Genomic DNA, 26670 nt, shown 5'->3' with positions numbered 1-26670 from the left:
GCAGCCGATGTCGTTTTCTTGTTCAGGCCATGCCTTGACGTTCATGTCGTTTCTGCTTGCATGAACGGGACTTAGGAAATCTGGCACACGGATGCCCGGGGACGCCCGGGGCCTTCGACGAGGCCAGGCAAGAACAGAGGTGGCGGTGATGGTGTCCGAGCGTTCGACGCGGGTTGGGTGGTGGTTCAGGGGAGTTCTGGCCGGTGCGGCCCTGCTGATCGGTTCGGCCGCCGCGCAGGCGCAGACGCCCGTGCGCTTCAGCCTCGACTGGCGCTGGGAAGGCCCGGCGGCTCCCTTCGCGGTCGCCCTCGACAAGGGCTACTTCAAGGCCGAGGGCCTGGACGTGACGATCGATCCGGCGGCGGGCTCCCGCGAGCCGATCTCGCGGGTGGCGTCCGGCACCTACGACGTCGGTTTCGGGGACGTGAACTCCCTGGTGCGCTTCCGGGACGAGAATCCGGAATCGGGCATCAAGGCCGTGATGGTGATCTACGACCGGCCGCCCTTCGCCATCATCGGCCGCAAGAGCCGCGGCATCTCGAAGGATGTCGCCAGCCTCCAGGGCAAGAAGTTCGGCGCTCCCACGGCCGACGGCGCCTATGCGCAGTGGCCGATCTTCAAGTCGGTCAACAAGATCGACGACTCGACCATGAAGTTCGAGAACGTGGGCTTCCCGGTCCGCGAGCCCATGCTGGCGCAGGGCGAGGTCGATGCGGTCTTCGGCTTCTCCATGTCGTCCTTCATCAACCTGAAGTCCCGCGGCGTCCCGGCCGACGACATTGTCGTCATGCTCATGAGCGACTACGGCGTCGATCTCTACGGCAACACCATCATCGTGTCGGAGAAGTTCGCCAAGGAGAAGCCGGAAGCCGTGAAGGGGCTGCTCCGGGCGATCATGAAGGGCGTCCAGGACACCGTGAAAGATCCGGCGAGCGCGGTCGATTCTGTCATCAAGCGCAACGACGTCGCCAAGAAGGACGTGGAGCTGGAGCGCCTGAAGATGGTGCTCGAGCAGAACATGGTCACCCCTTGGGTGAAGGAGAACGGCTTCGGCGGCATCGACAAGGACCGCTTCGCCAAGTCGCTGGACCAGATCGGCCTGACCTTCAACTACAAGGCCAAGCCCAAGGTCGAGGACGTGTTCAGCGAGGAGTTCCTGCCTCCGGCCGACCAGAGGAAAGTGAACTGATCCAGGGCCCGGTCACCGCACGACCGGGCCCTCTTTCCTTTCAGGCGGTCGAACTCCATGAGAACCTTCGTCGACATCCACGACGTGACCCACGTCTATGCGCGCGCCGAGGACGGGCTGCCGGCCGTCGAGCGCCTCAACATCAAGATCCAGGAGGGGGAGTTCGCGGCCATCGTCGGCCCCTCGGGCTGCGGCAAGTCCACCCTCATGAAGCTGGCCACGGGCCTGCAATTCCCGAAGAAGGGCACCGTGGTCGTGGACGGCCGGCAGGTCGGTGCGCCCGTGAAGCTCGCCGGCATGGCGTTCCAGAACCCGACCATGCTTCCTTGGCGTACGACCCTCGACAACATCCTGCTGCCGCTGGAGATCGTGGAGCCGCACCGCTCGCGCCTGCGCAGGCACAAGGCGGAGTACGTCGCCAAGGCCGAGGCGCTGCTTGCCCAGGTCGGCCTCAAGGGTCAGGGGCACCGCTTCCCCTGGCAGCTCTCGGGCGGCATGCAGCAGCGCGCCTCCCTGTGCCGGGCCCTCATCCACGAGCCCAAGCTGCTCATGCTCGACGAGCCCTTCGGGGCGCTCGACTCGTTCACCCGCGAGGAGCTGTGGTGCGTGATCCGCGACCTGCACGCAGCACAGGGTGTGACCGTGATCCTCGTGACGCACGATCTGCGCGAGGCGGCCTTCCTGGCGGACCGCATCTTCTGCATGAGCGCGCGCCCCGGGCGGATCGTGGCCGAGCGCGAGGTCGCATTCCCACGGCCGCGCGACCTCGAGATCACCTACACGCCCGAATTCTCCGATCTCGTCCACGAACTGCGCGGCCACATCGCGCAGGCGCGCAAGGCCGCTTGAGAATGTCCATGACCGTCAAACGCCAGCTCGTCCTCGCGCCCTGGATCTTCACGATCGGGTTCTTCGCCATCTGGGAGATCATCTGCCGCGGCTTCGGAATCTCGAGCTTCATCCTGCCGGCGCCCTCTACCATCATGGCGGCGACCTGGGAGTACCGGAACCAGCTCGCCTATCACGCCATGCACACGCTCTGGATGACGCTTGCCGGATTCGGGCTCGCGGTGGTGTTCGGGCTGCTGCTCGGCGTGGCGCTCGGCGCTTCGCGGCTCATCAATGCGGGTACCTATCCGCTGCTCGTCGGCTTCAACTCCATCCCCAAGGTCGCGGTGGTGCCGATCCTGGTGTTCTGGTTCGGCGTCGGCTGGGTGCCGCCGGTGATGACCGCCTTCCTGATCTCGTTCTTCCCGATCGTCGTGAACGTCGCGACCGGCATCTCGACGGTGGAGCCGGAGATGGAGGACGTGCTGCGCGCGCTCGGCGCCTCCAAGCGCGACATCATCCTGAAAGTGGGGCTGCCGCGCGCGATGCCCTATTTCTTCGGCTCGCTCAAAGTGGCCATCACGCTCGCCTATGTGGGCTCGGTGATCGGCGAGCAGAACGCGTCGAATGTCGGCATCGGCAACCTGCTGACCCGCGCCTCGGCCGCGTTTGAGGTCCCCCTAGTGTGGGCGGCCCTCGTGGTCCTCGCGGTGCTCGGCGTCGTCATGTACATGATCACCGCCTTCGTCGAACAGTCGACGACCGGCTGGGCCCAGCGATCGCAGATGGCGAACGCTTGAAGCCTAGCGCCTGAGCGAAAGCGGGTTGTCGGACAGGGCGGCGGCGTCGGGCTCGTCGATGCTGGGCCTGCCCAGGAACGCGTTCCAGAGCTTGTCGATCACGCTGCGGTCGAGGTCGTCCACGATGAAGACGAGGCGGCTGCGCCGATCCTCGCTCGGCCACCGCGGAAGCACGGCCGGCACGTGGATCACGTGCTGGACCCCGTGGATCACCACCGGATGCTCCGGATCCTCGGCAAGCGCCACCAGCCCCTTCACGCGCAGGAGCTTGGCGCCTTGCGAGGAGCGCAGGAGATCGAGGAACATGTCGAGGGTGCCCTGCCGGATCGGCTGGTCGCTCGTCAGGCAGAAGGCGCGGATGCGCTCGTCGTGCCGGTTCACGTCGTGGTGATGACCGTGATGGTGATGCCCGTGGTGATGGTGCCCGTGCTGATGCGCGTGGCTTTCCCGCTCGGCCTCCTCGACGGCCTCCGCCTTCAGCCATTCGCGCACGTCGGCGATCTTGCCGTCGAGGCCGAAGAGCCCCCCTGCGACAATGGCCTCGGCGGGCGCATCCGCCGGCAGCAGGGCAGCGCCCGGATTGAGCTGACGCAGTCTCTCGCGCAACCGAGCCAACCTGGTCTCGTCCTGCACCAGGTCGGTCTTGCTCAGCACGATCCGCTCGGCGACGGCCGCCTGCTTCACCGCCTCCCGATGGGCGTCGAGCGTGGCCTCGCCGTTCACCGCATCGATCACCGTCACCACGCCTTCGACCGCGTAGCGCATGGAGAGATACGGATGATAGAGCACCGCGTGCAGGATCGGGGCCGGATCCGCGAGCCCGGTGGTCTCGATCACGACGCGCCGGAACGGTTCGATCCGCCCGTTGTCGCGCTTGCGCAGCAGGTCTTCCAGGGTGGCGATCAGGTCGCCCCGCACCGTGCAGCAGAGGCAGCCCGCCGAGAGCAGCACCATGCCCTCGTCGACCTTCTCCACGAGCAGGTGGTCGAGGCCGATCTCGCCGAACTCGTTGATGATGACCACCGTGTCCCGAAGCGCCGGGTCTTGGAGGAGCCGGTTGAGGAGCGTGGTCTTCCCGGCGCCGAGAAATCCCGTGAGAACGGTGAGCGGGATCGGGGCAGGAGGGGTCAGGGGCGTGTCCGTCATAGGGTCAATCCGCGATGGGGACGAGGGGAGCGCCTCTCAGGCGGCGCTGCTCCAGCAACACATTGGCGACGATCGCCGACAAGACCAGGGCGCCGCCCGCCATTTGAAGGGGACTCAGTGTCTCGCCCAGGAGCAGAGCGGACGATACGGCCGCCACGACCGGCTCGGTGCAGTAGATGATCCCGGCCGCGACCGCCGTGATCCGGCCCAGCGCCAGGAACTGGAGCATGAAGCCGAACACGTAGCCTCCGATCGTCATGCCGACCGCAAGCGGTGCCGCCAGGAGGGTCGAGGGCGGGGAGAGCTGTCCCGCCGCAAGGCCGATGAGGGCTGCGGTCGGCAGCACGAGGACATGGATCCAGAAGACCTTCGCAACCACGCCGGTCTTGCGGCAGCGGGCCGCTGCGAAGAACTGGGTGGCGGTGGCGATGCTTGCAGCGAGGGCGAGGACGAGGCCGCGCCAGTCGAGGCCGCCGAAGGCAGGCCCGACCACCATGACGACCCCGATCGTCGCGGCCGCCGCGACTCCGAGAAGCGTCGGAGTCAGCTTCGTGCCTTCGACGAAGGGACTCGCCAGCACGATGAAAATCGGAAAGGTGTAGAACACCACCGCCGCCACCGTGACCGGGATGAAGGCCACGGAGGACAGATAGCAGACGCCCACGAGGGCGGTCGCGACGCCAAGGAGCAGCATGATGCCGCGCTCCTCCCGTGCCATGGCCAGGGACTTTCGCATCGCGACGGCCGCGATCCCGACCAGGATCAGCATCAGGAGAACCCGGTAGACCACGATCGCCGACCCGCTCGCGCCGGCGAACGCAGCCATGCGGGCGTAGACGATGTTCAGGCCGTAGAAGCTCGCCGAGACGAGAGCGAACAGCATTCCGCTGGCAGGCGAGGAGGTGGGGTGAGACATGGCGGCGGTCGGGTTGAGGGCCAGCACCGTTCGCGCGAATTGCGGCCGATTGCAAGGGCGGCGGGGCCGGAGACCGCCTCGGCGGCTCCCCCGCGCAAAAAGAAACCGGGCAGGAGAAGGATCCTGCCCGGTTCGGATTCGGGGAGCCGGCGCCTCAGTTCTGGGACGGCTTGGACTTTCCGGCCTCCGCCTTCGGCTTGGCTTTGTCCTCGGCCGAGGCCTGGGGCTTGGCGGTCGTCTTGGCGCTGGCCTTGGAGGCGCCCTTGGCGTCGCTCTTGCTGTCGTTGTTGACCGGCTTGAAGCTCATCGTCGCCCGCGAGTCGCCCTTGCCCTTGGCCTTGGCCTGAGCCTTGGTCGGGGTGTCCTCGCTGTCGGATTCATCGGCCGCATCGTCCTTGGCGGCCTCCTTCTTGGCGCCTTTCTTGGCCGTGGCGGCTTTCTTGGACTTCGTCTTCTGGGCGGCGTCCTCGGCAGCCTTCTCCTTCGCGGCCTCGGCGGCAATCTCGCTCTCGGACGGAGGCGTCAGGCCGACCCAGATGCGCTCCGGCTGGACGGCGGTGCGGGGGCCCAGGGTCGTGCGCATGGGCTTCGGGGTGCCGCCCGCGAAGGCCATCACGTCGGACGAGAAGAGGTTCGGCACCGTCGGCGTGTCGTCATCCGCCACGGTCGTCGGGCTGTCCTCTTCCTTCGGCATCGGACCGCGCCGGTCGCAGATGACCGACCGCATGTCGGGCGGCGTGTGGGTGGCCGAGGCCGGAAGGGCGGTCAGCAGGGGATTGGTGAAGTTCACGGTGCTGTTGAAGCCGCGGTCGAACAGGTCCGCGGCGATCATGGTGCGCTCGTTGGCGGAGGGCGCCCCGAACACCACGGTGATCAGGTGCCGCCCGTTTCGGGTCGCGCTCGCCACGACGTTGAAGCCGGAGGAACAGATGAAGCCCGTCTTCATGCCGTCGGCCCCGGGATAGCGTCCGATCAGGCCGTTGGTGTTGCGCATGATCCGCCGCCCGAACTGGATGGCCCCGATGTGGAACAGGTCCTGATGGTCAGGGAACTCGAGCAGGAGCGCGCGGGCGAGCACCGCCATGTCGCGCGCGGTTGTCTGGTTGCGCTCGTCGGGCAGCCCATGAGGGTTTGCGAAATGGCTGTCCCGCATGCCGAGGCGCTGGGCTTCCGCGTTCATCCGCTCGGCGAAGCCATCGATCGAGCCGCCGATGTTCTCCGCGATGGTCGCGGCGACGTCGTTCGCCGACTTGACCATGAGGATCTTGAGCGCGTTGTCGACCCGGATCTGGGTGCCGGGCTTGAAGCCCATCTTCGACGGAGGCTGCGCGGCTGCCGAATCCGACACGGTCAGGAGCGTGTCCATGCTCAGCTGGCCCTTCCGGACCAGGTCGAGGGTCACGTAGGTCGTCATCAGCTTCGTGACGGAAGCCGGGTACCAGGGATCTGTTGCCCGCTCCGCATGCAGGACGCGGCCGGACTCGACTTCGACGACGAGAGCCGGATTCCCAGCCAGAACCGGACCGCCGACCAGGGCGGCAAGGGCAAAGGCTGCGACACGAATAACTCGTCTTGCGTTCATCCGGAACGGCTCCATGAAGGCTATGGTCAAAGGGGAAATCCGACGGTCCCGCTTGTGCCAGCTCGGCTATTTTTAGTCCCGAAGCCCTGGAATAGCCAGAGACACCGGTGCTTATTGTTGATGAGTATCCACCCTTTCTAAGGGATTCCGTGGCAAGAGAGTGGCAAGAGCGGCGCGCTTTGAAGAACAATCGATGAATTTATCCCTTCTCTGGATTCCCGTGACCTTGGCCGCTGCGGCCGCTCAGACCGGCAGAAATGCGACGCAGCGCCGTTTGACTGAGCAGATCGGCACGGTGGGGGCGACGCAGGTCCGCTTTCTTTACGGTTTTCCTTTCGCGCTCCTAGCCTTGGCCGGCGTGCGCCTCGTGTCCGGCGAAGGTGTCCCGGCTCCGAACGCGACGTTCCTGCTCTACGTCCTGGGCGGAGCCGCCACCCAGATCCTTGCCACGGCTCTCATGCTCTCGGCCATGCGGGAGCGCGCCTTCTCGGTGGTGACAGCCTACACCAAGACCGAGCCGGTCCAGGTGGCGCTCTTCGGACTCGTGCTTCTCGGAGACCCGCTGACCCCGCCGGTCGCCCTGGCGATCCTGGTCGCCACGGCGGGCGTGGTGCTGATGTCCGTCAAGCCGGGCACGAGCCTGACCTCGGCCGGCGTCAGGCCCGTTGCGGCCGGCGTCGCGGCCGGCGCCTTCTTTGCCCTCGCGGCCATCGGGTTTCGCGGGGCGATCCTGTCGCTGCCCGAGGGCTCCTTCGTGATCCGGGCCACGACGACGTTGGCCTGGGGCCTGGGGCTTCAGACCGCCATCCTGCTCGTCTGGCTCGGCCTGTTCGACCGCCGGGCCCTGCTGGCGAGCTTCGCGGCCTGGAGGCCGTCGCTGGGGGCCGGCTTCCTGGGTGCGCTCGCGTCCCAGTTCTGGTTCATCGGCTTTGCCCTGACGACCGCCGCCAATGTCCGGACCTTGGCGTTGGTCGAGGTTCTGATGGCGCAGGCTGTCTCCCACCGCTTCATGGCCCAGACCACGACCCGCCGGGAACTCGTCGGCATGGCGCTCATCCTCGGCGGCGTCGCCTTCCTGCTGCTGTCCCAGCACTAGGCGCGACGGTTGCGCTCGACGGCCCGTCCAAGATATTCCTATTGAAACATTGTTTTTCTCTAGGGGAGACGAGCCGATGACCGCTGCCGGCCAACCGACCTACCGTGCTCTCGCGGCCGGCGATCCGGCTCCCTGGTTTCATCAGAGGAGCACGAGCAACCCGAACTACGCTTTCGACACGGCGGCGGGCCGCTACGTGGTGCTGTGCTTCTTCGGAACCGCTTCCGATCCGGCCGGTCGCGCGGCCCTCGAGGCGCTGAACGGCCCGTGCCGCAGCCTCTTCGACGATACCAACATCGCGGTCTTCGGCGTGAGCATCGATCCGGCCGACGAGCAGGAGGGCCGGGTCCGCGAGAATCTCCCGGGCATCCGCCAGTTCTGGGACTTCGACGGCCGGATCAGCCGGCTCTACGGCGCCTTGCCCCAGGAGGCACCCGAGGGCGGTGCGCCGATGCGGCGATTCTGGATGGTGCTCAACCCGACCCTGCGCGTGCGGGCCGTCTTCCCGTTCAGGGAGGATGGCAGCGACCGGGAAGAGGTCGCCGCCTACCTTCGAAACCTGCCGCCCGTCGAGCGTTTCGCGGGCTTCGAGGTTCAGGCTCCGGTCCTCATCATCCCGGACGTGTTCGAGCCTGCCTTCTGCCGTCACCTGATCGGGCTCTATGAGGCCCACGGCGGCGAGGAATCGGGCTTCATGCGCGAGATCGACGGCAAGACCGTTGCGGTCCACAACCCGGACCACAAGCGGCGCAAGGATTACACGATCGCCGACGAGAACCTGATCCGGCAGATCCAGGGCCGTATCGTGCGCCGGGTCAATCCGGAGATCGAGAAGGTTCACTTCTTCAGACCCACCCGCATGGAGCGGTACATCGTCTCCTGCTACGCCGCCGAGGACGGCGGCCATTTCCGGGCCCACCGGGACAACACCACCAGCGGCACGGCACACCGCCGCTTCGCCGTCTCGATCAACCTCAATGCCGATTTCGACGGCGGCGAGGTGAGCTTCCCGGAATACGGGCCGCGGAGCTACAAGGCGCCTCCGGGCGGGGCCGTGGTGTTCTCCTGCTCACTGCTTCACGCGGTCTCGAAGGTCACCGCCGGGCGGCGCTTCGCCTTCCTGCCGTTCCTGTACGACGATGCCGCCGCCCGGATCCGGGAGGCGAACAATGCCAAGCTCGGCGACGATGTCGGCGCCTACCGGGCCTGAGCCGCCTCGTTCAGGGACCGGGCGAGGGGCAGCACCACATCTCGGGTGAGCGGTGCCAGAACCCTGTCGCCGGGCTCGTGCGGATCGATCCAGGCGTGCTCGGCGATCTCCGCGCGCGGGCCGAACGGGCCCGATATGCGGACCCCGTAGACCGACGCCCGCACCCGCTGCCCCGGCTCGTTCGCGGCCGGGGCCTCGAAGACCCCGAGAGCCTGCGCCGACTCCGCCGCGATCCGGCAGCCGAGCTCCTCATGCAGCTCCCGCTCCAGGGACTGGAGGTCGCTCTCGCCCGGCTCGCGCTTTCCGCCCGGCTGCATGAGGGCCACGGTGCCCCGTTTGCGCACGAGGAGCACGTGCCCGCGCTCGTCGCGGATCAGGGCCGTCACGATGTCGATCACCGCTCGCCCGCCTTGATCCACTTGGTCACGGCCGGCGGCTCGTAGGCCCGCAAGGCCCGGATGAGCGCGTCGGGCTCCTGCTCCACGATCAGCATGGACCGATGGACCGGCTTGACGAAGCCGCGCTCCACCACATCGTCGAGGAAACCCGTCAGCTTGTCGTAGAAGCCGCTCACGTTCAGAAGCGAGCAGGGCTTGCGATGGTAGCCGAGCTGGGCCCAGGTCCAGACCTCGAACAGCTCCTCGAAGGTGCCCAAGCCCCCGGGAAGAGCCACGAAGCCGTCCGCAAGCTCGGCCATGAGCGCCTTGCGCTCGTGCATGGAGCCGACGATCCTCAGATCGGGCAGGTTCTTGTGGGCGATCTCCTTGTCGACAAGCGACTGGGGCATCACGCCGATGACCTCTCCGCCCCCGGCCATCACGGCATCCGCGACGGCGCCCATCAGGCCGACCGACGCGCCGCCGTAGACGAGCCCGATCCTTTCCCGCGCGAGCGCCTCGCCCAGGCCGCGCGCCGCCTCGAGATAGGACGAATCGGAGCCCGCATTGGAGCCGCAAAAGACACATAAGCGCATGGAAGACCTCATCCGAAGGGCCTCTATGGACCATAAGGACCAGAGGTCAGGCAAGACGGAAGGGCGGCCCCCGAACTTCTTTTCGCCCCTTACGGCAGCGTCCCTTGCTGCGGTTCCCGAATGGCCCCATCTTCCCTTTCAAGCAAACGGATTCGCGAGGAAACCCCATGACAGCCTGCATCGTCGGCTGGGCCCATACGCCCTTCGGCAAGCTCGACAACGAAACGGTCGAGAGCCTGATCGTGCGCGTCACCAACGAGGCGCTGGAGCATGCAGGCCTCGGCCCCGAGGACATCGACGAGGTGGTGCTCGGCCATTTCAACGGCGGGTTCTCGCCCCAGGACTTCACCGCCTCCCTGGTGTTCCAGGCGAGCGACAAGTTCCGCTTCAAGCCGGCCACCCGGGTGGAGAACGCGTGCGCCACGGGCTCCGCGGCCGTGCACCAAGCGATCAAGACCATCGAGGCGCGTCGGGCCAAGACCGTTCTGGTGGTCGGCGTCGAGCAGATGACCCGCACGCCGGGCCCCGAGATCGGCAATATCCTCCTGAAGGCCTCGTACCTGCCGGAGGACGGCGAGACCAAGGGCGGCTTCGCGGGCGTCTTCGGGCAGATCGCCGGCCGCTACTTCCAGCGCTACGGCGACCAGTCGGACGCGCTCGCCGGCATCGCGGCCAAGAACCACAAGAACGGCGTCGACAATCCTTATGCCCAGATGCGCAAGGATCTCGGCTTCGAGTTCTGCCGCGCCGAGAGCGACAAGAACCCGTTCGTGGCAGGCCCCCTGAAGCGCACCGACTGCTCGCTCGTCTCCGACGGCGCCGCGGCGCTCGTCCTGGCCGACACGGAGACGGCGCTTCGCATGCCGCGCGCGGTGGCGTTCCGGGCCACGGCGCACGCCCAGGATTTCCTGCCGATGTCGAAGCGCGACATCATCGCGTTCGAGGGCTGTGCCGAAGCCTGGCGGCGGGCGCTCGACCAGGCCGGCATCCAGCTCTCCGACCTCTCCTTCGTGGAGACGCACGACTGCTTCACGATCGCCGAGCTGATCGAGTACGAGGCCATGGGCCTGACTCCTCCCGGTCAGGGCGCCATCGCCGTCAAGGAAGGCTGGACCAACCGGGACGGCAAGCTGCCGGTGAACCCCTCCGGCGGCCTCAAGGCCAAGGGCCATCCGATCGGCGCGACGGGCGTATCCATGCATGCGCTCTCGGCCATGCAGCTCTGCGAGGAGGCCGGCGGCATCCAGGTGAAGAACCCGACGCTCGGCGGCATCTTCAACATGGGCGGCGCGGCTGTCGCCAACTACGTGAGCGTGCTCGAGCGGATCAAGTAAGCCGCTTGGGGCGGCTTACTCCCCCGGCGCCTTCGCCTGGATGGCGAGGGCGTGCAGGCCCCGGTCGAAGGCGCCTTGAAGCACCTCGTTGACGAGGCGGTGGCGGTCGACCCGGCTCTTGCCGCTGAAGGCCTCCGACACGATATTAATTCGGAAGTGAGTCTCGCCTCCTTCGCGCCATCCGGCATGGCCGTGATGCTGCTCCGATTCGTCGATGACGGTCAGCGCTGAGGGGTTCAGGCGGTTCTGCAGTTCCTGCGTGATCCAGGCGGCAAGGGTCATGCTGTGGTAAACCTTTTTGAACGGGTCTGCGGCGAAAAGCGCTGAGGCCTTGGCTCCCGGCCTCAAGCCACTCATAATCGCTGTATCATGGATCTCAATTCGCCTCTTTTCGACCGTATCCGCATCAAGCCTTCATGCGACGAGCCCCGGGAGACCAAGGGGCCCGTCTGCGAACATCCGGCCTGCAAGGCGGAGGGACAGTACCGGGCGCCGAAGGGGCGGGACCAAGAAGGGCAGTACTGGCGCTTCTGCCTCGAGCACGTGCGCGAGTACAACGCCTCCTACAACTACTTCGCCGGCATGTCCGACACCGCCGTCGCGGCCTTCCAGAAGGACGCCACCATCGGCCACCGGCCGACCTGGGCCATGGGGGTCAACGCTGCCGGCAAGAGCGAAGGCACCGGGACAGGCGGCGAACGGGACTGGGGCTATTTCGATCCGCTCGGCATCCTGCGGGGCGAGGATTTCAGGCAGGGGCGCCAGCGCCGGCAGCAGGCGGCGGAGCCCAAGAAGCCCCGCTACACGGGCGCCGTGCGCCGCGCCCTCGACGTGCTCGGCCTCGACGAAACGGCCGAGGGGCCGGCCATCAAGGCCCAGTACAAGGCCCTGGTGAAACAGTTTCACCCGGACGCCAACGGCGGCGACCGCTCCTTCGAGGACCGCTTACGCGACATCATCAAGGCGCATGACGTCCTGAAAACCGCCGGCTTGTGCTGAACGGCCCCGTTCATGCAACCCTGTTAGGCGTATGGGAAATTGCGCCATCCTGCCGCGGGCGATAAGAAGTCCTTGGCATTCCTTGAAATGAACCACTCCAGATCCGACCGCGAGGCCCCAATGACCGCACTCACCGAGACACCGACCAACATCCCGGACATGAAGGTGTCCGTGCGACAGGTCTTCGGCATCGACTCGGATCTGGAGGTTCCGGCCTTTTCCCAGAGCGAGGAGCATGTGCCGGATCTCGATCCGGACTACCTGTTCGACCGCGAGACCACCCTGGCGATCCTGGCAGGCTTCGCGCGCAACCGCCGTGTCATGATCACGGGCTATCACGGCACCGGCAAGTCGACCCATATCGAGCAGGTGGCGGCCCGCCTCAACTGGCCCTGCGTGCGCGTGAACCTCGACAGCCACGTGTCGCGCATCGATCTCGTCGGCAAGGACGCCATCGTGCTCCAGGAGGGCAAGCAGATCACCGCCTTCCAGGACGGCATCCTGCCCTGGGCCCTGCAGAACAACGTGGCGCTGGTCTTCGACGAGTACGACGCGGGCCGTCCGGACGTGATGTTCGTGATCCAGCGCGTGCTGGAGCAGTCGGGCAAGCTCACGCTCCTGGACCAGAAGCGGGTCATCCGGCCTCACCCGGCCTTCCGCCTCTTCGCCACCGCCAACACGGTGGGCCTCGGCGACACGTCCGGCCTGTACCATGGCACGCAACAGATCAACCAGGGCCAGATGGACCGCTGGTCGATCGTCACCACCCTGAATTACCTGCCGCACGACAAGGAGGTGGACATCGTCCTCTCCAAGGCGAAGCACTACCAGGACAGCGCCGAGGGGCGGGACATCGTCAACAAGATGGTGCGCGTGGCGGATCTCACCCGCAGCGCCTTCATGAACGGCGATCTCTCGACGGTCATGAGCCCGCGCACGGTGATCACCTGGGCCGAGAACGCCGAGATCTTCGGCGACACGGGCTTCGCGTTCCGGGTCACCTTCCTGAACAAGTGCGACGAGCTCGAGCGCGCCCTGGTGGCCGAGTTCTACCAGCGCTCCTTCGGCAAGGACCTGCCGGAGAGCGCCGTGAACGTGGCGCTGTCGTAAAGTGTCGTCCCGGACGCGCCCGCGGGGCGCGATCCGGGATCGTATGGGAGCTTCGCTGGTTGAGGCGATCCCGGCTCGTCGCTACGCTTTCGGCCGGGATGACGGGTAAAGGAATGAGATGTCCATCTCGAACCGCAAGCCAGGTGAGAAGAAGGAAGCGCCGGCGGAGCCGCTGAAGCGCTCCATCGCCGGTGCCATGAAGGCCATCGCCCGCAAGCCGGACCTCGAGGTGACCTTCGCGTCCGACCGGCCGGCCCTCATGGGCGACAAGGCCCGCCTGCCGGAGCCGCCGCGGCGGCTTACCTCGCACGACGTGGCGATCCTGCGCGGCAATGCGGACGCCATGGCCCTGCGGCTCGCCTGCCACGACGCCACCCTGCACCGCCGCCTCGCTCCCGAGGGGCAGGCCGCCCGCGCCGTGTTCGACGCGGTCGAGCAGGCTCGCGTCGAGTCCATCGGCTCGCGCCGCATGAGGGGCGTCGCGTCCAACATCACGGCGATGCTCGAAGACCGCTACCATCGCGGCGGCAAGTACGAGGACATCACCGACCGGGCCGATGCGCCGCTCGAGGATGCGGTCGCCCTCATGGTGCGCGAGCGCCTCACGGGCGAGAGGCCGCCGGCGGCGGCCGCCAAGATCGTGGAGCTCTGGCGCGACTTCGTCGAGGACCGCGCCGGCCGCGACCTCGACGGCCTGCTCAAGAACATCGAAAGCCAGCGCGATTTCGCGCGCTCGATCCGCGACCTGCTCGCCTCCCTCGACATGGCCGACGAGGCCGCCCTCAACCCCGAGGACGATGAGAACGAGGAGGAGAACGAATCCGACCAGGACCAGCAGCAGGGCGAGGGCGAGTCGGAGCAGGAATCGCAAGGAGACCGGGCCGAGGTCGAGGTCAGCGAGGACGCCAGCGACGAAATGGAGGACGGCGCCACCGAAGACGCGGATGGGCCTTCCGGCGAGCTGCCCGAGGAGGCCGACGAGGCCGATTCCGAGGATGCGGCCGAATCCTGGCGTCCGCCGTCCCGGCACAACGAGGCCCGCGGTCCCGACTACAAGCCCTTCACGACCAAGTTCGACGAGGTCATCCATGCGGAGGACCTCTGCGACTCGGACGAGCTGACGCGCCTGCGCGCCTATCTCGACAAGCAGCTCGCGCACCTGCAGGGGGTGGTCGGGCGTCTCGCGAACCGGCTGCAGCGCCGCCTGATGGCGCAGCAGAACCGGTCCTGGGAGTTCGACCTCGAGGAGGGCACCCTCGATCCGGCGCGCCTGCCGCGCGTGGTCATGGACCCGTTCCAGCCCCTGAGCTTCAAGCAGGAGCAGGACACGAACTTCCGCGACACGGTGGTGACCCTGCTCCTGGACAATTCCGGCTCCATGCGCGGCCGTCCCATCACGGTGGCGGCGACCTGCGCCGACATCCTGGCCCGGACGCTCGAGCGCTGCGGCGTGAAGGTCGAGATCCTCGGCTTCACGACCCGGGCCTGGAAGGGCGGCCAGGCGCGCGAGTCCTGGCTCCAGAGCGGCAAGCCCGCCAATCCGGGCCGGCTCAACGACCTGCGCCACATCGTCTACAAGTCGGCGGACGCGCCCTGGCGCCGGGCCCGCAAGAATCTCGGCCTGATGATGCGCGAGGGGCTGCTCAAGGAGAACATCGACGGCGAGGCGCTCGACTGGGCGCACAAGCGCCTGCTCGGACGTCCCGAGCAGCGCCGCATCCTGATGGTGATCTCCGACGGCGCGCCGGTCGACGACTCGACCCTGTCGGTCAATCCGGGCAATTATCTCGAGCGCCACCTGCGCTTCATCATCGACGAGATCGAGACCCGCTCGCCCGTGGAGCTCATCGCCATCGGCATCGGTCATGACGTGACCCGCTACTACCGCCGCGCCGTCACCATCGTGGACGCGGAGGAGCTCGGCGGAGTGATGACCGAGAAGCTCGCGGAACTCTTCGAGGAGAACCCGCCCCCGGTGTCGCGGGCGCCGCGGCGCAGGGCGGTCGCGTGAGGCTCAGCCGGCGATCGTTCCTGATCGGCGGCGGCGCACTCGCAACGGCAACCCTCGCGGGCGGCTTCACCGACGTCCTCGTCCCCCGGCCCCGGCCGCTCGCGCAGGACACGGCCGTGTCGGTCACGGCGGTTCCCATCGATCGCCTGTCCGTGTCCGATCCGGACCGGACAAGATTCGGGAGCCTCCTGTTCCGGTCCGGCTTGGTGCTGAAATCCCCCGTGTCGGGCTTCGGCGGCTTCTCGGCCCTGTGGCGCTCGGCCGATGGCGAAAGACTTGTCGCCGTCTCGGACAACGCCCATTGGCTGCGCGCCCGGGTCGAGACGTCCGAAGGGCGCCTCTCCGGGCTTGGCGACACCGTCCTGGCGCCGCTGCTGCTCGAAACCGGCAAGCCCCTCGCCAAGTCGCGCTTCTTCGACACGGAAAGCCTGGCCATCGCGGGCCGGACCGCCTTCATCGGCGTCGAGCGCAGCCAGGACGTGATCCGGTTCGATTGGGATCCGGCCGGCCTCCTGGTGCGCGGGCGCCCCATTCCGGTCCCGGAGGAGGTCAAGGACCTCCCGAACAACCGCGGGCTCGAAGCCATGGCGGTTGCGCCGCGCGGGTCGGCGCTCGCCGGCTCCCTGGTGGCGGTTGCGGAGCGGGACGAGCGCGGAAGCGCGACGCCCACGAAGGGCTTCATCCTCACGGGCCGGCATCGCGGCACGTTCTACGTCGCCCGGTCGGACGATTACGAGATCGCCGACCTCGCCTTCCTGCCGGACGGTCATCTCCTGCTGCTCGACCGACGTTTCTCGCTCCTCGGCGGCTTTTCCATTCGCCTGCGGTGCATCGACGGACGTGCCGTCCGGCCGGGCGCGCTGGTCGACGGCCCGGTCCTCTACGAGAGCGACGCCACGCAGCAGATCGACATCATGGAGGGCCTGTCGGTCCACCGGGAGGGCCCGGACACCGTCCTGACCCTGATCTCCGACGACAATTTCAGTCCGTTCCAGCGCACGATCCTGCTCGAGTTTTCCCTCGCCGGGTGATGCCGTCGCGTCCTTTCCGGCTGACCTCCGAGGGCCTGCTCAGGCGGCCTGCCGGGACCGGGAGCGCATGAGGGTCAGGATGGCCCCGTAGGGGGCGATCGACAAGGCGGCCAGCGCCAGCTTCACGCTGTAGTCGGCGACCGCCAGGCTGACCCAGGGCAGCGCCACGCACTCGTCCGCCAGGCCGAAGGCCGCGAACCCGTCGCTGACGGTCAGGCCGAAGCCGGGCAGGGGGCCGCAGTAGAACGCGAACGAGAAGAAGATCGCCGTGTCGAGGGCGGACGAGATCACCGAGGACACGAAGGGGGGCAGCCACCAGGCCTTGCGGCGCAGGCTGGCGAAGATCCGGATGTCGAGAAGCTGCGCGGTCAGGAACGCCATGCCCGACGCCATGGCGATGCGGGGCGTGGCCAGGATCACCGACAGGACGACGGCCAGGACGAAGCCGGCGTAGACGACGCGGCGGGCACCCTGCGGCCCGAAACGGCGGTTCGACAGGTCCGTGACCAGGAAGGAGAACGGATAGGTGAAGGCGCCCCAGGTCAGGTAGTCGCCTAGTCCCATGTGGTGGAACGGGTACTGGACCAGGATGTTCGAGGCGAGCACGACCAGGGTCATTCCCGCGAGGGCGATCAGGAAATCGCGACGGTCGAATGCGGTCATGGTTGCTCCATTCCCCTGCCGGCCAGGATCGGCCGAGCTCAGGGCCGATCCAACGCAAAACGGGCGGCTGCGAGGCCGCCCGAATGCAAAATTGTCTCGAGAGAGACCGAGCTTAGCTCGCAGCGGCGAGCTTCTTCTCGATCTCGCGCTTGATCGTGAGAGCGCCCGACGACAGCTCGTCAGCCTTGGCCTTGGCCAGGAAGGCGTCGAGACCGCCGCGATGCTCGACCGAGCGGAGCGCATGGGCGGAAACGCGCAGGCGCACGGAGCGCTGCAGCGTGTCGGAAACGAGCGTGACGTTGCAGAGGTTCGGCAGGAACTTCCGCTTCGTCTTGCGGTTCGAGTGGCTCACCAGATGGCCACTCAGCACGGCCTTGCCGGTCAGTTCGCAACGGCGCGACATGGTTTCAATCCTATCGTATCGAGGGGTCTCGACCTTGAGTTTCGCGGGTTTGCTTCAACGCAGATCCCGCGCGGCCGGACACCAGAAGTCCTTGGAAGAGTGCGTGCCTATAGGCCGAAACGCTCCCCCGCGTCAAGAATAGCAGGGTGTCGCATCTCGATTTTTTGCAGCAACGTCGTCACGATATAAGCTGATTCCCGTGAGATGAAACCTAAAAAGATCTCCGGGACAGCTTCCAGGAAAGCCCTATGCGCCTCATCGCCTCCGTTCTCACGACCTTGGCCTTAGCCGCGAGCGCCGCGCCCGGCCAGGCGCAGACCCTCAAGGCCGAATACGACGTCACCCTGATGGGCCTCTCCCTCGGGAAGGCCGACCTCGCCTCGACCTTCGACGGCTCGAAGTACAAGATGCAGGCCGGCGTGAAGCTGTCGGGCCTGGCCAAGATGCTCACCGGAGGCAAGGGGGCCGCCACGGCGTCCGGCACCATTGTGGGGCCGCAGCCGCAGCCGAGCTCCTTCGCGGTGACCTCCCGCTCGTCCAGCGACCAGCGGACGGTCCGCATGGGCCTGACGGGCGGCAACGTGGCGGCGGTGGAGATCGTGCCGCCCATCGAGGAGAAGGCGGACCGGGTGCCGGTCAAGGAGGACCACAAGAAGGGCGTCATCGATCCCGTGAGCGCCCTCCTGATGCCGGCCGTCGCCTCGGGCAGCCTGACCGACGCGGCCAACTGCAACCGCACCATCCCGGTCTTCGACGGCGCCGCGCGCTTCAACGTGGTCCTCTCCTATGCGGAGACCAAGACGGCCGCCCTGCCGGGCTATTCGGGCCCGGTCCTGGTCTGCAACGCCCGCTACGTGCCGATTTCCGGCCACCGCGCCCTGCGGCCCTCCACGAAGTTCATGGAGGACAACAAGGACATGTCGGTCTGGCTCGCCCCCGTCGAGGGGCAGCGCCTGCTGTTCCCGGTCCGCGTCGCCGTGCGCACCATGATCGGCATGAGCGTGGTCGAGGCGGCGAGCTTCTCGGTCGAGGGCGACGCCAAGATCATTCCGACCGCGGCTCGGCCCTGAGCCCGGAAAGCTTGTGTTTTCAGCAGGAAGAATCCGCTTCTCCGCTGGCGATCTCGGAATGAAACACCATATAAGGGGTCAGCCTGCAGTTGGGCCCATGGGTCGGGCTGCGTTCTGAGACGGCGGCCTGAGCCTGCAAACGATCGGGTCGCCTCTCGCGTGTTTATTCGGGACCCACCCGCACTGTCGTACCCAGGCATGCCCCGCCGTTCCCTTCCCCCGCAAATCCGCGCGCGCGGCGTCACGGCCGTGCTCGGGCCCACCAATACCGGCAAGACCCATCTCGCCATCGAGCGCATGCTCGGGCACGAGAGCGGCATGATCGGCCTGCCCCTACGCCTGCTCGCGCGGGAGGTCTACCAGCGGGTCGTCGAGAAGGCCGGCGTCCACAACGTCGCCCTGGTGACCGGCGAGGAGAAGATCAAGCCCGATCGGCCGCGCTACTGGATCTCCACCGTCGAGGCCATGCCCCGGGACCTCGATCTCGCCTTCGTGGCCGTGGACGAGATCCAGCTCGCGAGCGACCTCGACCGGGGGCACGTCTTCACGGACCGGCTCCTGAACCAGCGCGGGCGCGAGGAGACCCTGCTCATCGGGTCCAACACCATGCGGCCACTGATCGAGGCGCTGATCCCGGGCGTGCACGTGATCACCCGGCCGCGCCTGTCGAAGCTCACCTTCGCGGGCGAGAAGAAGGTCTCGCGCCTGCCCCGGCGCTCGGCCATCGTGGCCTTCTCGGCCGAGGAGGTCTACGCCATCGCCGAGCTGATCCGGCGCCAGCGCGGCGGCGCGGCCGTGGTTCTCGGCGCCCTCTCGCCCCGGACCCGCAACGCCCAGGTGGAGCTCTACCAGTCCGGCGACGTGGAATATCTCGTGGCGACCGACGCGGTCGGGATGGGCCTCAATCTCGACGTCGATCACGTCGCCTTCGCGTCCGACAAGAAATACGACGGCTTCCGCTTCCGGAAGCTCTACAACCCGGAGCTGGCCCAGATCGCCGGCCGCGCCGGCCGCCACATGCGCGACGGCACCTTCGGGACGACGGGCCGCTGCCCATCGTTCGATGCGGAAACCGTCGAGGCCCTGGAAAACCACACCTTCGACCCCCTGCGCATCCTGCAATGGCGCAACCCGGACCTCGACTTCTCGTCCCTGGGGCGCCTGCGCGACTCCCTCGCCGAGCAGCCGCGGGAATACGGGCTCGTCAGGGCGCCCATGGGCGAGGACGTGGCGGCCCTGGAGGTGCTGGCCCGGGACGACGACATCCAGGCTTTCGGGCGGTCCAAGGTGGCCGTGGAGCGGCTGTGGCAGGTCTGCCAGGTGCCCGATTACAGAAAAGTGTCCCCGCAGACCCATGCGGATCTGGTCGGGCAGCTCTATCGTTTCCTCATGAAGGACGGAGCGGTCCCGGCGGATTGGTTTTCCCGCCATTTATCGGCTATGGACCGCACGGATGGCGACATCGACACCCTGTCCAACCGGATCGCCCAGGTCCGGACCTGGTCCTTCGTCGCTAACCGTCCCGACTGGTTGAAGGACCCGGAGCATTGGCAGGGTGTTGCGCGTCAGGTAGAGGACAAGCTATCGGACGCGCTCCATGAACGTCTCGCCCAGCGCTTTGTCGACAGGCGAACCAGCGTTCTCATGCGGCGCTTGAGAGAGAACACGATGCTCGAAGCGGAAATTACGACCACCGGCGACGTCACTGTCGAGGGTCAGCACATCGGCCACCTGCACGGATTCCATTTCGTGCCCGACCCTCAGGCCGATACGGCGGAGGCCAAGACCCTGCGGAATGCAGCCAGCAAGGCGCTGGCCGGCGAGATCGAGGCGCGGGCCGACCGCTTCGCCGAGACGCCGGACGCCTCCCTCGTGCTCTCGAACGACGGCACCATCCGGTGGATGGGCGATCCGGTCGCCAAGCTGGAGCCTGGCGACAAGCTCTTCGAGCCGCGCCTGCGCATCCTCTCGGACGAGCAGCTGACGGGTCCCGCCCGCGACAAGGTGGAGAGCCGCCTGCGCGCCTGGCTCAAGGCCTACATCGTGCGCCTGCTCGGCCCGCTGATGCAGCTCGAGGAAAGCCAGGAGCTCGCGGGGCTCGCCCGCGGTATCGCGTTCCAGATCGGCGAGTCGCTGGGCGTGCTCGAGCGCTCCAAGGTCCTCAACGACGTGCGCAGCCTCGATCAGGATGCCCGCGCGGCCCTGCGCAAGGCCGGCGTCCGCTTTGGCGCCTATCACCTCTATCTCCCGGCCCTACTGAAGCCCGCGCCTCGCACCCTCGCGGCGCAGCTCTGGGCGCTGCAGAACGGCGGCCTCGACCAGAAGGGCATCGACGAGATCGCCCATCTGGCCCAGTCGGGACGCACCTCGATCCCGGTCGATGCCGAGATCGCCTCCGGCCTCTACCGCGCCGCCGGCTTCCGGGTCTGCGGCGGCAGGGCCGTGCGCGTCGACATCCTGGAGCGCCTCGCAGACCTGATCCGTCCCGCCATCACCTACCGTCCGGGCGTGACCCCCGGCGAGCCGCCTGCCGGCGCCGCCGACGGGGAGGGCTTCGTCCCCACGGTCGCCATGACGTCGCTCGTCGGCTGCGCCGGCGAGGATTTCGCCATGATCCTCAAGTCGCTCGGCTACGTGGCCGATCGCCGTCCAGGCCCGGCCATCACGGTGCCGCTCGCGGCCGCCGCTCCGACGGAGGCGGCGGCTCCGGCGCCCGAGGCTCCGGCCGCGGATTCCGAACCCGGCGAGGCCGCTCCCGTTGAGGCCGAGGCTGCTTCGGAGGCGCCTGCCGGCGCGGCTCCCGAGGCGCCCGTCCTGACCCAGGAGGTCGGGGCCGTGGCCGCGGAGGCGCCCGAAGGCACCGCCACGGTCAACGAGGCCGTGGAGGTCGCGCACGAGGGCGCCGCTCCGGCGGAGGGTCAGGAGGCAGCAGCAGAGGTTTCTTCCGATGAGGCTCCGGCGGAGCCCGAGACGATCGAGGTCTGGCGCCAGGGTCGGCGTCACCACGAGGGCGGGCAGGCCCGTCACGGCCGCGGCCGTCCCCACCGAGGCGAGCGCCAGGACCGCCGTCCCCGCGGCGAGGCTCAGGGCGAGGCGGGCGAGCGCCCCAACCGCCAGGGGCCCCGTCCGGATCGCCGGCCCGACCACCGTCGCGAGGCGCAGGGAGAGGGCGGCCGTCCGCAGCAGGACCGCGGACCCCGTCCGGGACGCCACGACGAGCGTCGCGGCCCCCGCCCGGACAAGCGCCACGAAGGCCGCCGCGACGGCGGTCACGAGCGGCGCGAGAAGCAGCCCGATCCGAACTCGCCCTTCGCCAAGCTCATGGCCCTCAAGGCCCAGCTCGAGGACAGCAAGAAGTGAGGCGATGACCTGCGATGCGTGAGGACCGGCAGCGGCTCGACAAGTGGCTCTGGTTCGCGCGCTTCGCGAAGTCCCGCACGCTCGCGGCGAAGCTCGTCGCGAGCGGCTTCGTCAGGGTCAACGGACAGCGCGCCGAGAATGCCGCCAAGGCCATCGCGGTGGGTGACGTGATCACGCTGGCGCTCGCCCGGTCCACCCTCGTGGTCCGCGTCGAGGCGCTCGGCGAACGCCGGGGCCCTGCGCCGGAAGCAAGGCTGCTCTACATGAGCCTCGAGCCGGGGGTGGAGACGCTTGTCAGCGGCGACGACAGTCGCTAGAGCGACTTTAGGCCTTTTTGTTTTTAGAACCGACCCTCTCAAAGGACCGTTCATGACCTACGTCGTCACGGAAAATTGCATCAAGTGCAAATACATGGACTGCGTCGAAGTCTGTCCGGTCGACTGTTTCTACGAGGGCGAGAACATGCTCGTCATCCATCCCGACGAGTGCATCGACTGCGGCGTGTGCGAGCCCGAATGCCCGGCCGAGGCCATCAAGCCCGATGCCGAGCCGGGGCTCGAGCAGTGGCTGAAGCTCAATGCCGACATGGCGCGCAGCTGGCCGAACATCACGCAGAAGAAGGATGCTCCGCCGGACGCCAAGGAGTTCGACGGCGTGCCCGGCAAGTACGAGAAGTTCTTCACCCCCAACCCGGGCGAGGGTGATTGATCCTGCGAGCTTGAGCAGGATTTCACCTTCTTAACATTGATTTCTGAAATATTTTTGCTTTTCGGGCGCGACTGTGATAGGGTCTCGTCAATGCCGTCGCATGCGCCCGTTCCGTGCGCCGACCTCGCAGGTAGGCTGATCACACGATGAAACAATGACATGCAACCGATGACTTAAGGTTAGGCAACTGCCTTATGTCATGGGTTGTGGGCGTTTGCTAGCTACTGACTTAATCAGGGAGTCGAGCGGAACAGTCAAGTTCCGTCACTGTTCATTTTGTTCCTCCGGGGCCCTGCCCGATGGAATCCAAAGCGCCCTCGCTTCCCGCGAGGACCATGCAAGGAGGCCTCTCTCGCATGACGACCGCCAAGAAGTCCACCCAGCGCCTGGGTTTCAAAGCCGGCGAAGCTATCGTCTATCCCGCTCACGGCGTCGGCCGCATCACCGCCGTGGAAGAGCAGGAAATCGCGGGCTTTAAACTCGAGCTTTTCGTGGTCTCCTTCGACAAGGACAAGATGGTCCTGCGCGTTCCGACCGCGAAAGCCTCGAGCGTGGGCATGCGCAAGCTCGCCGAGCCGGCGCTGGTGCAGAAGGCCCTGGACGTTCTGACCGGTCGCGCCCGCATCAAGCGCACCATGTGGTCGCGCCGCGCGCAGGAATATGAAGCCAAGATCAATTCCGGCGACCTGATCGCCGTGACCGAGGTCGTGCGCGACCTGTACCGCTCCGAGGCCCAGCCAGAGCAGTCCTACAGCGAGCGCCAGCTCTACGAGTCCGCCCTCGACCGGGTGGTTCGCGAGATCGCGGCCGTCAACAAGATCACCGACACGGAAGCCCTGAAGCTCATCGAGCAGAGCCTCGCCAAGTCGCCGCGCCGCGCCAAGGGTGCCGATGGGGAAGGCGAGACGGACGGCGAGGACCTCCAGGAAGAGGCCGCCTGATCCCGGGCCATCGGAATTCCTTCAAAAAAGCCCGGCCCTGCGCCGGGCTTTTTTCTTAATCAGGGCCTTGTCATCAACGGGCTCGAATCTATTTTTGCGAACTTAGCAGTCCCCGGCTGAACTTTTTCCGGCGTCGCTCGTTGTGTCTCTGCCAAGGGAGGACACGATGGGAGAAATCTCAGGGGTTCGTCGCCGGTTCGTTCGCGCCGCCATGAATGCTCCTTTTCTCGAAAGGGAAGAAGAGCATCTGCTTGCCGTGCGCTGGAAAGAACAACGGGACGAGACTGCGCTTCACCAATTGACGGCCGCGCACATGCGTCTCGTGATCGCGCTGGCGGCCCGGTTCCGTCACTACGGTCTGCCGATGGCGGATCTGGTCCAGGAAGGCCATGTGGGGCTTCTCGAGGCCGCCGCCCGCTTCGAGCCGGAACGCGAAGTGCGCTTCTCGACCTATGCGACCTGGTGGATCCGCGCCTCGGTTCAGGACTATATCCTTCGCAACTGGTCAATCGTCCGCGGCGGCACGAGTTCCGCCCAGAAGGCGCTTTTCTTCAACCTGCGGCGCCTGCGCGCCCGCCTGACCCGCGGCGGCGAGGAGCGGATTGCATCGGACGTGCATGCGAAGATCGCCGAAGCGATCGGCGTCTCCAGCGCCGACGTAGCCCTCATGGACGCCCGCCTCTCGGCGCCGGACACCTCCCTCAATGCCCCGGTCCTCGATGCGGACTCGTCGAACTCGGCCGAGCGTGTCGAATTCCTCGTGGACAACAGCCCCCTGCCGGACGAGAGCGTCAGCGACGTGATCGACACGGAGCGCCGGGTCCTCTGGCTCAAGCAGGCCCTCGAGGTCCTCAACGAGCGTGAATTGCGCATCCTGCGCGCGCGCCGGCTGGACGAGGAGCAAGTGACTCTCGAATTCCTCGGCGACCGGCTCGGCATCTCCAAGGAGCGCGTGCGCCAGATCGAGAACCGCGCCCTGGAAAAGCTCAAGCGCGCCCTGATGGAGAAGTACCCTCAGGCTTCGGGAGCATTCGTGTAGGCGGCTCGTAGCCGCCTATTCCACCACGATCTTGTAGCGCTCCCCGACCTTCAAGGGGGCGTTCCGTTCCAGACCGTTGAGCAGCAGGAAGCGGTCGAGCGCCCGGTCGATCGGCATGCGCTCGGCGAGGCGCTGCGGCGTGTCGCCTTCCTGCGCTGTCACCACCTGAAGCTTGAGCGGCCGGATCCGGCGCGCCTCGTCCGGCTGGACCTGCCGCACCGTCGCGAGGGTGCGCTGGAACATGCTCTCCAGATCCCCGGAGCCGCTGCGCACCGCCATGATCAGCCGGTAGGTCGTGTTGCCGATCCGGATGGCCGAAAGGCGGAACGACCATTCCTTCCCGATGGACGTGGCCGTGGCGACGGGCAATCCGTTGACGGTGGTGGTCTCCAGGCTGCCGGGCTCGATCGTGTCGCTCCAGGTCGAGCGCAGCACCTCTTCCAGGCTCTGGCCGTTGGGGGTGTCGGCCGCGTCGAACAGGAGCCGCCGTCCGCCGTCGGCGGATGAGCCGAGAACCGCTTGGGACGTGTTCTCCAGAGTGAAACCTTCGGGGGCCTCGAAGGCGACGCCGAGGCGCGCATGGCTGAAGCGGCGGCCCTTCACCACGCCGTCGGCCGGATCGTCCCCATAAGGGATGCCGTCGATGATCGACATATAGGCGAGCCGACCCCGGTCCTCGGTGCCCGGCGCCGCGGCGCGGCGTGCCGCCTGCAGGGCCCGCGAGACCCGTTCGCCCGTGCTGGGATGGGAGGCCGTCATCTCGGCGCCGTCCGTCCTGGGGCCGCTGGAGGCCTTGTCCAGGGCCGTGAGGAAGCGCGGAGCCCCATAGGGGTCGAACCCGGCCCGGGCCAGCACCTTGACGCCGGTCTGGTCGGCCTCGAGCTCCTGCGAGCGCGAGAAGCTCGCCAGCGAGGAGCGGGCCTGGTCCTGCACCACGGCCGCCTGCTCGGCGTCGTTCAGCACGTTCTCGGTCACCCGCTTGATCAGGGCCGAGCGGGCCTGGAGCTCGTTGCGCTGGGAGGCATGACGCAAGGTGACGTGGGCGATCTCGTGCGAGAGCACCGCCGCCACCTCGGAGCTGTCGTTGGCAAGAGCCAGCAGGCCGCGGGTGACGTAGAGGCGCCCGTTCGGCAGCGCGAAGGCGTTCACCAGCGGGGAGTTGAGGATCGTGACCTGGTACGACTCGTCGGGCCTGTCGGTCGCCATGACGAGGCGGTTGGTGATTTCGGTCAGCAGGCGCTGCGCCTGGGGAGCCCGGATCTCGCCCCCGAAGGCGGCGACGAGGCGCTCGTGGTCGCGGTCGCGGCCCCGGTCGGGGCCGAGCACCCGCGGGGCGTCGGGCGGCAGGGAGGCCGTTCCGAGACCGAGGGCGGCGCAGCCCGACAGCAGGGACGCGAGAAGGACGCTGCCGACGATTCGAGACCCGATGGAGTGACGTGTTTCGCTCATGCTCTCTCAGCGTGGCAGGCGTGAGCCTGCGAGGCGTTCGATCATCTCAGGCATGAGAAGAGTGAGGGACGTTCCTTGCCAAGGCTCCAAAATGCCTCGGGCCCGGATCCGTTGCCCTTTCAGCGCCGCCGCGTCGAGGCCGCGCTCCCCCATCAGCTTCCATGTTTGCCTTGGTATGACGATCGTGAAATCCTCTGCCCAATGCTCCCCAAAATTCAAATAAACTCGCTGTGACCGCTCGCCAATGCTGCGGACGCGTCCTTCCACCAGAACGAACCTGCCGACCGAGGTCCGCAGGCGTTCGGCGTCTCCGGCCTCGATTGGCTTATACCGGTCATCCCCCCAGACACCAAGGCTTCGCTTTCGCGCCTCCTGCTCCAAGAGCAGCAAATCCGTGCGGCAGAAGGGGATGGAGGAGGCAGGGTCGACGACGGCGAGCCCGGCCTCGACGAGAGCGTAGGCGAAATCGGCCGAGGGGGAGGGCTCGTCGGGGCGAATCACGACCGGAATCCGGGACCAGCGGTCGCGCTCCGGCCGCCCCTCCACGACGACCGGACGACCGGCCGCCGATCGCAGCAGCGCGAAGGCTTCGGCTCGGAGCGAGCCATCGTCCGGAAGGCGCACACCGGCGAGCCTCGCCCGCCCCGCCGTCTCGAGTACGAGGTCACCCTCGGGCGTGACCTCCCGGAGCCGGTCGGCCCCCATGGCCGTCGCACCGGTGCACGGCGCCGGCGGGCGCGGCCCCTCCTGGCCGGCTGCCGGCATGATCATCAAGATGAAAGCCAGCCAGACCGCGCCCCCATGTCCCATCG

Annotated in this window: 26 protein-coding genes; 16 read left to right on the top strand and 10 right to left on the bottom strand. The window is 67.4% G+C overall.

Going from position 1 to position 26670, the window contains the following annotated elements:
* Window positions 1-148 precede the first annotated feature (148 nt).
* Genes DES45_RS01130 through DES45_RS01120 form a run of 3 tightly spaced genes read left to right on the top strand, consistent with a single transcriptional unit; the run spans window position 149 to window position 2817 of the window.
* Complete coding sequence (locus tag DES45_RS01130) at window positions 149-1189, top strand: ABC transporter substrate-binding protein (protein WP_245429683.1); 1041 nt, start codon at window positions 149-151, stop codon at window positions 1187-1189.
* A 57-nt stretch (window positions 1190-1246) separates the two neighbouring features.
* Window positions 1247-2038 (top strand): ABC transporter ATP-binding protein, encoded by a 792-nt coding sequence (locus tag DES45_RS01125; protein WP_170151348.1) that lies wholly within the window; start codon window positions 1247-1249, stop codon window positions 2036-2038.
* Window positions 2039-2046: 8 nt separating this feature from the next.
* On the top strand, window positions 2047-2817 hold the full coding sequence (locus tag DES45_RS01120) for an ABC transporter permease (RefSeq protein WP_114768138.1): 771 nt from the start codon (window positions 2047-2049) through the stop codon (window positions 2815-2817).
* Window positions 2818-2820: 3 nt separating this feature from the next.
* On the opposite strand, the gene DES45_RS01115 is transcribed toward DES45_RS01120, so the two are convergent.
* The 3 genes from DES45_RS01115 to DES45_RS01105 all read right to left on the bottom strand — a co-directional run bounded on the left by DES45_RS01115 (window position 2821) and on the right by DES45_RS01105 (window position 6461).
* Window positions 2821-3963: a CobW family GTP-binding protein gene (locus DES45_RS01115; RefSeq protein ID WP_114768137.1), complete on the bottom strand. Its 1143-nt coding sequence runs from the start codon at window positions 3961-3963 to the stop codon at window positions 2821-2823.
* A gap of 4 nt (window positions 3964-3967) precedes the next feature.
* Entirely contained in the window at window positions 3968-4879 is a 912-nt protein-coding gene (locus DES45_RS01110; protein ID WP_147282323.1) for a DMT family transporter, read from the bottom strand.
* A gap of 154 nt (window positions 4880-5033) precedes the next feature.
* On the bottom strand, window positions 5034-6461 hold the full coding sequence (locus DES45_RS01105) for a D-alanyl-D-alanine carboxypeptidase family protein (RefSeq protein WP_245429682.1): 1428 nt from the start codon (window positions 6459-6461) through the stop codon (window positions 5034-5036).
* 193 nt (window positions 6462-6654) lie between these two features.
* On the opposite strand from DES45_RS01105, the gene DES45_RS01100 reads away from it, so the two are divergent.
* Entirely contained in the window at window positions 6655-7557 is a 903-nt protein-coding gene (locus DES45_RS01100) for an EamA family transporter (RefSeq protein WP_114768134.1), read from the top strand.
* A 76-nt stretch (window positions 7558-7633) separates the two neighbouring features.
* Window positions 7634-8767, top strand: coding sequence for a 2OG-Fe(II) oxygenase (locus DES45_RS01095; RefSeq protein WP_114768133.1), 1134 nt, complete (start codon window positions 7634-7636; stop codon window positions 8765-8767).
* Here the strand turns inward: DES45_RS01095 and DES45_RS01090 are convergent.
* Together DES45_RS01090 and DES45_RS01085 are read right to left on the bottom strand one after the other, a co-directional pair.
* On the bottom strand, window positions 8755-9165 hold the full coding sequence (locus DES45_RS01090) for an NUDIX hydrolase (RefSeq protein WP_114768132.1): 411 nt from the start codon (window positions 9163-9165) through the stop codon (window positions 8755-8757). The genes DES45_RS01095 and DES45_RS01090 overlap by 13 nt on opposite strands.
* Window positions 9162-9740, bottom strand: coding sequence for an LOG family protein (locus tag DES45_RS01085; protein ID WP_114768131.1), 579 nt, complete (start codon window positions 9738-9740; stop codon window positions 9162-9164). Before DES45_RS01085 ends, DES45_RS01090 begins: the two co-directional genes overlap by 4 nt.
* A gap of 167 nt (window positions 9741-9907) precedes the next feature.
* Here DES45_RS01085 and DES45_RS01080 point away from each other — a divergent pair, with 167 nt between their 5' ends.
* Window positions 9908-11074 (top strand): acetyl-CoA acetyltransferase, encoded by a 1167-nt coding sequence (locus DES45_RS01080; protein WP_114768130.1) that lies wholly within the window; start codon window positions 9908-9910, stop codon window positions 11072-11074.
* Between the two features lie 15 nt (window positions 11075-11089).
* Here DES45_RS01080 and DES45_RS01075 read toward each other — a convergent pair whose 3' ends face one another.
* Window positions 11090-11356, bottom strand: a complete 267-nt coding sequence (locus DES45_RS01075) for a BolA family protein (RefSeq protein WP_114768129.1) — start codon at window positions 11354-11356, stop codon at window positions 11090-11092.
* A gap of 87 nt (window positions 11357-11443) precedes the next feature.
* Between DES45_RS01075 and DES45_RS01070 the strand changes: the two genes are divergently transcribed.
* The 4 genes from DES45_RS01070 (at window position 11444) to DES45_RS01055 (ending at window position 16225) form a co-directional block, all read left to right on the top strand.
* The gene (locus DES45_RS01070) at window positions 11444-12073 is read left to right on the top strand and encodes a J domain-containing protein (protein WP_114768128.1); all 630 of its coding nucleotides are present in this window, start codon (window positions 11444-11446) and stop codon (window positions 12071-12073) included.
* A gap of 120 nt (window positions 12074-12193) precedes the next feature.
* Window positions 12194-13183 (top strand): cobaltochelatase subunit CobS, encoded by a 990-nt coding sequence (cobS, locus tag DES45_RS01065; protein WP_114768127.1) that lies wholly within the window; start codon window positions 12194-12196, stop codon window positions 13181-13183.
* Window positions 13184-13301: 118 nt separating this feature from the next.
* Window positions 13302-15194, top strand: a complete 1893-nt coding sequence (cobT, locus tag DES45_RS01060; RefSeq protein WP_114768126.1) for a cobaltochelatase subunit CobT — start codon at window positions 13302-13304, stop codon at window positions 15192-15194.
* On the top strand, window positions 15191-16225 hold the full coding sequence (locus tag DES45_RS01055; protein WP_114768125.1) for an esterase-like activity of phytase family protein: 1035 nt from the start codon (window positions 15191-15193) through the stop codon (window positions 16223-16225). Before cobT ends, DES45_RS01055 begins: the two co-directional genes overlap by 4 nt.
* 39 nt (window positions 16226-16264) lie before the next feature.
* Here the strand turns inward: DES45_RS01055 and DES45_RS01050 are convergent, their stop codons facing one another.
* Both DES45_RS01050 and rpmB read right to left on the bottom strand, forming a co-directional pair.
* Window positions 16265-16888, bottom strand: a complete 624-nt coding sequence (locus DES45_RS01050; protein ID WP_114768124.1) for a queuosine precursor transporter — start codon at window positions 16886-16888, stop codon at window positions 16265-16267.
* Window positions 16889-17000: 112 nt separating this feature from the next.
* Window positions 17001-17291 (bottom strand): 50S ribosomal protein L28, encoded by a 291-nt coding sequence (gene rpmB / locus DES45_RS01045; RefSeq protein ID WP_114768123.1) that lies wholly within the window; start codon window positions 17289-17291, stop codon window positions 17001-17003.
* A 248-nt stretch (window positions 17292-17539) separates the two neighbouring features.
* Here rpmB and DES45_RS01040 point away from each other — a divergent pair, with 248 nt between their 5' ends.
* The 6 genes from DES45_RS01040 (at window position 17540) to DES45_RS01015 (ending at window position 24409) form a co-directional block, all read left to right on the top strand.
* Entirely contained in the window at window positions 17540-18361 is an 822-nt protein-coding gene (locus tag DES45_RS01040; protein WP_114768122.1) for a DUF3108 domain-containing protein, read from the top strand.
* A 198-nt stretch (window positions 18362-18559) separates the two neighbouring features.
* Window positions 18560-21721, top strand: a complete 3162-nt coding sequence (locus DES45_RS01035) for a helicase-related protein (RefSeq protein WP_114768121.1) — start codon at window positions 18560-18562, stop codon at window positions 21719-21721.
* A 14-nt stretch (window positions 21722-21735) separates the two neighbouring features.
* The gene (locus DES45_RS01030; RefSeq protein WP_114768120.1) at window positions 21736-22038 is read left to right on the top strand and encodes an RNA-binding S4 domain-containing protein; all 303 of its coding nucleotides are present in this window, start codon (window positions 21736-21738) and stop codon (window positions 22036-22038) included.
* Window positions 22039-22090: 52 nt separating this feature from the next.
* A complete protein-coding gene (gene fdxA, locus DES45_RS01025) occupies window positions 22091-22429 on the top strand; it encodes a ferredoxin FdxA (protein ID WP_114768119.1) in 339 nt (112 codons plus the stop codon).
* 356 nt (window positions 22430-22785) lie between these two features.
* Window positions 22786-23370 (top strand): CarD family transcriptional regulator, encoded by a 585-nt coding sequence (locus DES45_RS01020; RefSeq protein WP_114768118.1) that lies wholly within the window; start codon window positions 22786-22788, stop codon window positions 23368-23370.
* 166 nt (window positions 23371-23536) lie between these two features.
* A complete protein-coding gene (locus DES45_RS01015; protein ID WP_114768117.1) occupies window positions 23537-24409 on the top strand; it encodes an RNA polymerase factor sigma-32 in 873 nt (290 codons plus the stop codon).
* 15 nt (window positions 24410-24424) lie between these two features.
* Here DES45_RS01015 and DES45_RS01010 read toward each other — a convergent pair whose 3' ends face one another.
* Window positions 24425-25858 (bottom strand): M48 family metalloprotease, encoded by a 1434-nt coding sequence (locus tag DES45_RS01010; RefSeq protein ID WP_114768116.1) that lies wholly within the window; start codon window positions 25856-25858, stop codon window positions 24425-24427.
* A 6-nt stretch (window positions 25859-25864) separates the two neighbouring features.
* Window positions 25865-26668, bottom strand: coding sequence for a thermonuclease family protein (locus tag DES45_RS01005; RefSeq protein ID WP_114768115.1), 804 nt, complete (start codon window positions 26666-26668; stop codon window positions 25865-25867).
* Window positions 26669-26670: the final 2 nt, after the last annotated feature.

It is taken from the genome of Microvirga subterranea, assembly GCF_003350535.1.
In the GTDB taxonomy this organism is placed as follows: domain Bacteria; phylum Pseudomonadota; class Alphaproteobacteria; order Rhizobiales; family Beijerinckiaceae; genus Microvirga; species Microvirga subterranea.
This window is presented reverse-complemented; position numbering and strand designations above follow the sequence as displayed.